The sequence below is a fragment of the Microcoleus sp. Pol12B5 genome, from assembly GCF_036701335.1.
In the GTDB taxonomy this organism is placed as follows: domain Bacteria; phylum Cyanobacteriota; class Cyanobacteriia; order Cyanobacteriales; family Microcoleaceae; genus Microcoleus.
The window spans coordinates 61,312-69,691 of sequence record NZ_JAUBQQ010000025.1; the positions used below are offsets into that span (position 1 = coordinate 61,312).

Consider the following 8,380-nt stretch of genomic DNA (forward strand, 5'->3'; position numbering starts at 1 on the left):
ATCGGGTTTTTTGATTTGTTGCATCATAAAATAAAAGAATTACCCAGCGCACCGTTTCGGAAAATTTCAATAACAATTAAGATCGATCGATCCGCACCATACAATTTTCTATCCTGCCCTGCAACCTGAATCAGGAAAAAGTGCGATCGATCGATTTTAGATTTTAGATTTTAGATTTTGGATTTTAGATTTTGGATCTATTCCTCATGACAGTTGACAGTTGACAGCTTACTGTTGACTGTTGACTGTTGACTGTTGACTGTAAGCTGTCCGGCATCTAAATTGTATTTTGGGTTTTTCAATCCAAATGCACGCAGATTTTAATCTAATATCGTTTGCGGTTGCATCGGTATTGTTCAAATGTCCAAATGTCCGAACTGTCAACTGTCAACTGTCAACAGCCAACAGCCAACTGTCAACTGTCAACAGTCAACTGTCAACAATTTTCTAAGTTGCAGCTTCATTCACCGGGAATCTATCGATTAACTGCATCGCCCGACAAGCATTCCTCCGCAAAGAATCGGAAACATGAGGAACATGAGGAATCTGAGACAAGAAATCCAAAGTCCGGCGCAAAATCCGCACCACATCCCCTTCATCCAAACTCGTATGGCTTATCAGTTCCAGCCATTCAACGCCCAGAGCCCACTGTTCGACCAAAGTCACTAAATCCCGTTCCAGCCAAATCGGGATTGCAGCTTCATGACGGTACTGCACTTGAAACAATCGGCGACGCAAGCCTTTTTGCAGATTGTCCAAAGGTGCCAAAACTTCCGGCGACAGCGAGTAGTGAGTCCAACTGTCGGGCCTGGAAACTTCTGTAACTAAGGCGGCACAAGCAGCAGCGAGGTGGTGGGGGTCGAGTTCGTCAAACTCGGCAGACATCAGGGACAAACCCAGCCACAGTTCGTTATCGCCACGAATGGCGGCGCAAGCTTGGCCCAAGATTGTGGGCACCAACCTGTCAGAGGAGTCATCTCGGTTCCCATGTGCCGAAACTACTCTTTCCAAGCAGCCGAAATTCAGCAAGATATCGATTAAGTTGAGAAATTGCTCCCAGTAGCGAGCTCGTTGCTTTTCTAACTCTTGTTCGCTTTTGCGGATTTCTTTTTTCAATTCTTCCCGGCGGCGCTGGCGTTTGAGCAAAGTACCGGGATTCCCCCATTGTAGAACCGGGTGAATTTCTAGCTTAGCTTCTACGGCTGCGATTTTCTGCTGTTGCTCGATCGCCTCTGGGCTCGGTTCCGGTGTCGGCAATTGTGGGATCGATGCAGCAATTGCAGCAGTTTCTTCATTTGCCAAGCGGCACTGGCCGAGTCTCAGGGGCATTTCCGACGGCGGGTTCAAGGTATCTGCAACGCTCAAGCGAGGTAATTCGGCGTGCAAGGTAGCGACATCGCTAATCGCGACGACATACCAACGGTTATCTTTCCCCAAGCACACCAAATTTGGTGCTTGGCCAGAACCTGCGATTTTGGCAACCAATACGGCGGGTACAGGAGTTGTGTGCGATCGTTTGGCTGTCGGAACGTGTTTACCTTTGAGACTCAGAACCGTTCCGAGCACTGCAAAAGCCACAGCTACGGACATCTCCTTAAATCTGGCTTCTTCAGCTTGCTGCAATAGAGTTTTCAGCAAACGTTTGTCTTCTTTGAGTCTTCCCTGCAATTTTTCGTAATGAGCGAGCTCTTTTTCCAGGGTGGAAACATTTCCTCCCGCTGCCAGGGACTGTTCAAGCACCGCCAATTCTGCTTGCAATCCGTCTAATTCTTCTTGCTGCGGCTGCAAGTACAAGGTAGAAAGGTATTGACCGAAACTCCGCTCTACCAACTCTTGAGCTTCGTCGAGAGTGTGAGTTTGCAGCAAATTCAGCACCATGCCGTAGCTGGGAGTAAACTGACTGGCGAGGGGGTCGGCTTTGGCTGTTGCCAAATACGAGGCTTCTTTTGCGCCTTCAAAGCGCGTCTGAACTGCAACCACGTGCCCCAGCTTGTCCATGCCCCGCCGACCCGCCCGACCGGCCATTTGCAGGAATTCTGAAGCGTTTAGCAGTCGGTGTCCCTTGTCCGTGCGCTTGGACAGGGTGGAAATGACTGTGGTGCGGGCGGGCATATTAATCCCGGCGGCTAGGGTTTCGGTGGCAAATACGACTTTGATCAAACCTCTCCCAAAGAGTTCTTCTACTAAACCTTTCCAGGCTGGCAAAATGCCTGCGTGGTGGGCGGCGATGCCTTTTAAAAGTGCTTCTTTTTGACCGAAGCGTTCTGCTTCTGGGTTTCGCTGTAAAAAATCGTCAATGATGCGTTTGAGTTCGGCTGTTTCGGCTTCGTTAACTAGGGAGAAATTGCCGACTTCTGCGACTGCTTGGTCGCACCCGCGACGGCTGAAGATGAAGTAAATTGCTGGTAACATATCTCGATCGTCCAACCGAGCCAAAACATCGGTCAAACTCGGAGTGGGGATGCTGCCTCTTTCTACTTTTTGCCCCTTCTTTTTGGGGACTAACCGGACATTCGCTCTTTTGCCGGTCTCGTCTAGTAGGGGAAATATCCCTTTTTGGTTGGCGAAGTGGAATTGCAGCGGTACTGGCCGAAAGTCTGAGTAGACGAGTTCTGTGGGCCCGTGGACTTTGTTAATCCAGTCTGTGAGTTGGTCGCTATTGGCAACGGTTGCTGAGAGGGCGAGCAGTTGAATTTCGCTCGAACAGTAGATGATCGATTCTTCCCAGACGGTACCACGCTGGCGATCGTTCATGTAGTGACACTCGTCGAGCACCACGGTTTCGACTCCGGTGAGGGAAGTACCGACTTCTCCGATCGGCGTACCGTAGAGCATATTCCGAAATATTTCGGTAGTCATCACCAAAATCGGCGCATCTCGATTGACGGAGATGTCGCCCGTCAGCAAACCTACGCTGTCGTCTCCAAATTGACTGCGGAAGTCGCGCAGCTTTTGGTTAGACAAAGCTTTGAGAGGAGTGGTGTAGAAGACGCGCCGCCCTCTGGAGAGTGCTTGATGGATGGCGTATTCCCCGATTAACGTTTTCCCAGAGCCTGTGGGAGCGCACACGACAACGGATTTACCTGCATCGAGGGCGGCGATCGCCTCTCTCTGAAAGTCATCTAGCTCGAAGGGAAATATGGTCTTCAGATCCAGCTCTGGGCGGTTCTGGGCAGTGTCTGGCACAAGAATTATTATAAGGTTGCAGGGTAAGTATGCTGAAATCTTGCTACAAGCAAATCAGCAGAGGACTGTACTGATTTTAAACCTTCGCCACCAAATCGGCTATGAAGGAATAAGTCTGTTGGCAGTTGGCAGTTGGCAGTTGGCAGAAGAAAGAAAAAAAATTGTGCCTTCTTTCCTCTTCTCTCTTCCTTCTTCCCTCTTCCTGACATCCGTTACATCCGTTACATAATCCGTTGCCGAACTTCCTTCTCTATGATTCCAGTTATTTCGACTATTCCTGTGGTGCAGCTTGCTTCGGGCGATCGGCTTTCACTGCAAGTCTATCAGTTCCAAGGTGCGATTCCGGGCAAAAAAGCTTATCTGCAATCTAACCTCCACGGCGCTGAGATTAGCGGTAATGCTGTGATTCACCAATTAATTGAGTTTTTAATGTCTTTGGACAGCAGTCAGTTAAGCGGGGAAATTTGGCTGGTTCCTGTTTGCAATCCTGTGGGTGTAAGTCAGCGATCGCATCATTTTTCTCCTGGTCGCTACAATCTTTATGATGGGGTAAATTGGAACCGGATTTTTTGGGATTTTGAAAAACAAGGGGAAGATATTCTGGGTTTTGCTAAGTCTCAGATCCATCTTGATGCCGATACTGTTAAAGTTAATTACAGAAAAGCGATTGCTTTGAGTTTTGCGAAAGAGTTGGCAAAAATTAACGCTCCTAGTTGCCGCCCCTACAGCGAACTTTACCGATATCAGCTACAATCTTTGTGTTTGGATGCGGATTATGTGCTGGATTTGCACAGTTCTACGAATCAAAGTTTAGATTATCTTTACTGTTTTAATTCCCGCGAGGAGAGTGCGAAAGCTTTTTTGCTCGATCGCGCAATTTTGATGAATGATTACGACGGCGATGCTTTTGACGAGGCGTTTCTCAAGCCTTGGCTGGCTTTGGAGAAGGTTTTGGCCCAGTTGGGAAGTGCGATCCAATTTGATGTGGAAGCTTGGACCTTAGAATTAGGTTCGGGGATGGAAATGAATCCCGGTTCGGTGGCTAATGGCTTGCGGGGCATCAAAAATTACTTAGCAAGTAAGGGTTTATTGAAAATAGATGGATTTCCTCTCCCGGAAACTGCGGCGCATCAAGTTATTTTCACCCCCAAGAATTCGGTGTTCAAATACTACGCGCCGGCGGGCGGGATGATTCAAAATCGAGTGGAATTGGGGAGTTCTGTCAAAAAGGGCGATCGACTTTATCAAATTCTCAGCTTTAATAAGAATGGGGAATTTCCGAGTTTGGTTGATGTTTGTGCTGAGTCGAATGTTTTCATTTTTGATGTTTCGACCAATCAGTCAGTAAATCAAGGAGAGTATGTGTTGTCGGTGATGGCAGATTGAGAATACTAAGAAACCGCGATTTTGTAGGGGCGGTGCCAAGAATGCTCGCCCCCTCCCACTCAAGATTAGTGCCAGCCGAAGTCTCGATCGCACAATTGAGCTAGTCTTTGGTTGTGCGATCGAAAATATGCTCTCAATTGCTCGTATACTGTCTCGCTGATGGGGGGATATTGGGTGGCGTTGTATTTTTCGTAGGTTTGTAGTTGGTGCGGCGGCAATTCTAGAAATTCTAAGACGCTGTTGTATGTGCCGAAGGGATTGGTATACAAGTCTTCGCTTTTGAGGATTAAAAGTTGTGATTTGGGAAAAAGTTTTATCCAGGCTGGGAGTTGATCGGCGTAAATGCCGCGGGTTAGATAGCTGTGGTGTTGGTGTTCGTAACTGTAGTAGTTTGGGTTGGCTATTAGTTTTTCTATTTCGCCTTTGAGTCTTGCGGGCTCGGCGGCGATCGCACTTTCTAATGATAGGGATTCGTAGCCTATTTTGATATAGTAATAATAGTGGGAGATTGCGCGTTCTACTGGGTTTCTCAGCAGGGCGATTATTTTAACTTTCGGACATAAATCATAAATTCGCTGGGGAACTTGGGGGTGACAGATGTAGTAGGGGCTGGCTTCTCCGGTTACTAGATTTTCGCCTGTTTGGGGCTGGGGAAATTGGGCATAGTACCAGTCTGGGCTTTTGTCGAATTTTAAGTCGAAGTAATGGATTTCTTTTTGGGCGGCGGGGGCGATTTGGGGATGTTGGATTAAGTAATTGTACAGGGATGTTGTGCCGCCTTTTTGGGCACCGATGATGATGAAGTCGGGGGGTTTGGGGGGTTGTTTCATGGGTGGGGATGGTAGGTTTATATTTTGCAATTGTACTGACAGTGTTTCGGATTTGGCATTTGTACCGATACTCCGCCGGAGGGGCAAACGAAAATTTGATCGCACTTGGAGGCATTACCACAATTCGATCGCACTTGGGGGGATTACCACAATTCGATCGCACTTGGGGGGATTACCACAATTCGATCGCACTTGGAGGCATTACCACAATTCGATCGCCCAATTTACATTTGAGCGCACGGATACGCCTAATTACAATTCGATCGCCCACTCTACATTCTAGATTCCGGTGGTTGAAACCGAGCCTAAACAAACAAAGCCTGCAAGGGATGGGCAATACGTTGGATAAGATCGCGATCACTGTTTTTGGGTGATCAAATTCACTCGCGCTCTTGGTACTGACATTTCTATTTAACTAGATTAGAGTGGAGTTAGGGAGTTCTAATCCGTGCGGGGCAAATCATTCGCTGAAAAATATATTATGGGCGGTGATTTTGGTTGCAGGTTTGGGGATTTTATTTTTCAGCCAAGGTACAGATTTAAATTTGTGCAAGAGGCTGATATGCAAGTTGCGGAAAATGGGAACAATAAAGATGGGATTGTACTGTCGAGCAGTAACTACCTGCAATACCATCTCTGAAATTATTCAGGAAGGCGTCAATGTTTAAGAGCAAATTATCCAAAATTATCGTATCCCTGCTGCGGCGGATTGCTGGTGTTACCAGATCCGGGGCCAAGCGGCTGATGAGAGCAATGCTACAAACCCTGATGGCTATGGGCCGGAGGGCGAGACTGCCGGTGGCGGGGTTTGTGCTGCCCACGGTGACGATGGTGTTGCTGGTAGTGATTTTGTTGACTGTGGCGATTACCCTGCGATCGTTCGATCGGGCGAATACGGCGCGTAACGTGCGCGTGAACCAGCAGGTGCTGGCGGCCGCGACTCCCGCGCTCGATCGGGCGAAAGCTAAAATTGAATATATGCTGCGGGAAGACCCGCAAAGACCAACGGCGACTCCATCCGATGCAGAAATGTACCGGATAATGTCCTCTTATGATGCCACAAATGACTTTTATACTTTTGGGGACGAGAAGCGACTGATCCTGAGAGCGTCTCTTACGGGCGCTCCAAACCTTACCAACCCTAATGATGACCCACAATTAGGGCTTTTGATCGGCACACCTGCAAGGGAAAACGAGGCGCTAAATACTGCCTGGAGATATCCCGTCGATACGAACAACGACGGCAAATTTGACACTTTTACTCTTTACGGAATATACTTTCGCACCCCAAAAACGCAGAGACCGAGAAGGGAACTGGATGCCAGAACACCCCCAATGCAAACAGGAAGTCTCAACCCAGCTTGCACCCAAGGAGAAGGAACAGTTGCAAGTTTGGTGGGCGACTCGGGCTGGGAGAGAAGAAAGGGTAGGCTCCAGAAAAGTTTCTTTGTTTACACGGTTAACGTACCCATAACCGCTACAGATATCACAGCGAGCGCGTTGGATGCTAATCAATATCAAGCTTTCCAGGGAACTCCCAGCATATCTGCCCTAGAATACCAGCAAGACCAAAGCCGCATTCCCCTCAGCAACAATGCAGTTGTGTATGAAGACGATCTAGATATATCTCCCGGACCTCCGCTAAACCTAAACGGGCGGATACTTACAAATAGCAATTTATTGGTATCGGGTTTGAGCGCTCCCGGAAGCATAAGACTATTTCAAGTCAGCAGCCAGCAATCTTGTTTTTACGATAGAGAAAATAGCAAAATTGTTGTAGGAGGTAATGTAGTAAACGGGACTGCCAGCTCAGCGATTACAAATGCCGTAGCAGTAGATCTTTTCCACAGCATTAACAACCCAAACCCCCCGGGTTCAGACGGGGTGACAATTAACAATGCTACCAATCAATCTGTTAACGACAACATTCTTCGGGTACTGTACAACAACAACGCTTATTCCGCTCGGTTAAATGCGCTGGTACAAGGTCAAATGCAAGCAGATACAACAGGTGCGACTGACCCGGTTTCCGTTCAGCAAGCGCAGGACGCCCCCAAAAGTCAGACTCGCGCTCAAGCGCTGGAAGATTATTTTAAAGAACGGCTGCGGAAAGTTCCTTTTGCAGAAGCACCCCTCGGAAGCAACGGAGGAGTAGTTCCAGGAGTACCCCTTACTTCTTACATTCAAGGCAGTGGGAATAGCCTGAGACCCAGTAATAATAATTGGAGCTTTCCTGTTACTGAAACGGCACCTGGCGTAGGTAGTACCGCAGGACCGACTACTCTCACGATCCGTCCGGCTCAGCTACCATCACGAAATCCCGCTGATATAGATCCTGGTAGCGACGAACAAAATTTGGGGGAAAGAGTCGTCGTTGGTAACAACTTGCCTGCACAGCGCTGGAATGGCACCAGCTTTGTCAGTGACGAGCAACAGGTAGACAGCACAACTACCTGGACAGGAGGAGGCCGATTTCGCACCCGCACACCGCAAGGAACCAAACTTGCTGACGTGGGAGCAACGGGTCGCGGCAACGGTACAGGGGAAACACCACCCCCCACAACTGCTCCAAATCCTCCTTACAGAGACGGTTTCTGGGAAAAAGCAGCGGCTGAAATACCGAGAACTTTCTTGGACAGTGTTGGTGGTCTGCGGGTAATTACCAGCGCCGGAGTGTACGATCGCACCAACTCTTTCCTGCCTCCGCCCAGTTGGATAGATCCTGTTGCTGGCACCTTGAGAAGTGGCCCAGCATCCGTGACTGTAAACCCTCCCGCTATCAATACTTACGACGACCCAGAAACTCCGGCGCCGGCTGTGGAGCAGTACCCTGTAGTGTGGCCAGACTCGATGCCGATGTCACCCTTGGGGCCGGGGTCTCAAGTGTATAACAACAGTAATGTGGTGGTAAATGGTATTGCTGCTGGAACTTGGGGAAACTGGAACGCTGCTTGGTCGTCGGCCCCCGCGGCTCCGGC

Annotated in this window: 6 protein-coding genes; 4 read left to right on the forward strand and 2 right to left on the reverse strand. The window is 48.7% G+C overall.

The window, feature by feature from the left end; genetic code table 11:
- Positions 1–447 precede the first annotated feature (447 nt).
- Complete coding sequence (locus QUA24_RS13835) at positions 448–3,186, reverse strand: RNA helicase (RefSeq protein WP_333230384.1); 2,739 nt, start codon at positions 3,184–3,186, stop codon at positions 448–450.
- Here QUA24_RS13835 and QUA24_RS13840 point away from each other — a divergent pair.
- Positions 3,176–3,415, forward strand: a complete 240-nt coding sequence (locus QUA24_RS13840) for a hypothetical protein (RefSeq protein WP_333230385.1) — start codon at positions 3,176–3,178, stop codon at positions 3,413–3,415. The two genes, QUA24_RS13835 and QUA24_RS13840, sit on opposite strands and share 11 nt — an antisense overlap.
- A gap of 23 nt (positions 3,416–3,438) precedes the next feature.
- Positions 3,439–4,572, forward strand: a complete 1,134-nt coding sequence (locus tag QUA24_RS13845; RefSeq protein ID WP_333230386.1) for a succinylglutamate desuccinylase/aspartoacylase family protein — start codon at positions 3,439–3,441, stop codon at positions 4,570–4,572.
- A gap of 65 nt (positions 4,573–4,637) precedes the next feature.
- Here QUA24_RS13845 and QUA24_RS13850 read toward each other — a convergent pair whose 3' ends face one another.
- Positions 4,638–5,402 (reverse strand): sulfotransferase domain-containing protein, encoded by a 765-nt coding sequence (locus tag QUA24_RS13850; protein WP_333230387.1) that lies wholly within the window; start codon positions 5,400–5,402, stop codon positions 4,638–4,640.
- On the opposite strand from QUA24_RS13850, the gene QUA24_RS13855 reads away from it, so the two are divergent.
- A complete protein-coding gene (locus tag QUA24_RS13855; RefSeq protein ID WP_333230388.1) occupies positions 5,401–5,685 on the forward strand; it encodes a hypothetical protein in 285 nt (94 codons plus the stop codon). The two genes, QUA24_RS13850 and QUA24_RS13855, sit on opposite strands and share 2 nt — an antisense overlap.
- A 377-nt stretch (positions 5,686–6,062) precedes the next feature.
- Positions 6,063–8,380, forward strand: a 2,318-nt coding sequence (hpsA, locus tag QUA24_RS13860; RefSeq protein WP_333230389.1) for a hormogonium polysaccharide biosynthesis protein HpsA, incomplete at its 3' end; no start/stop codon positions are given.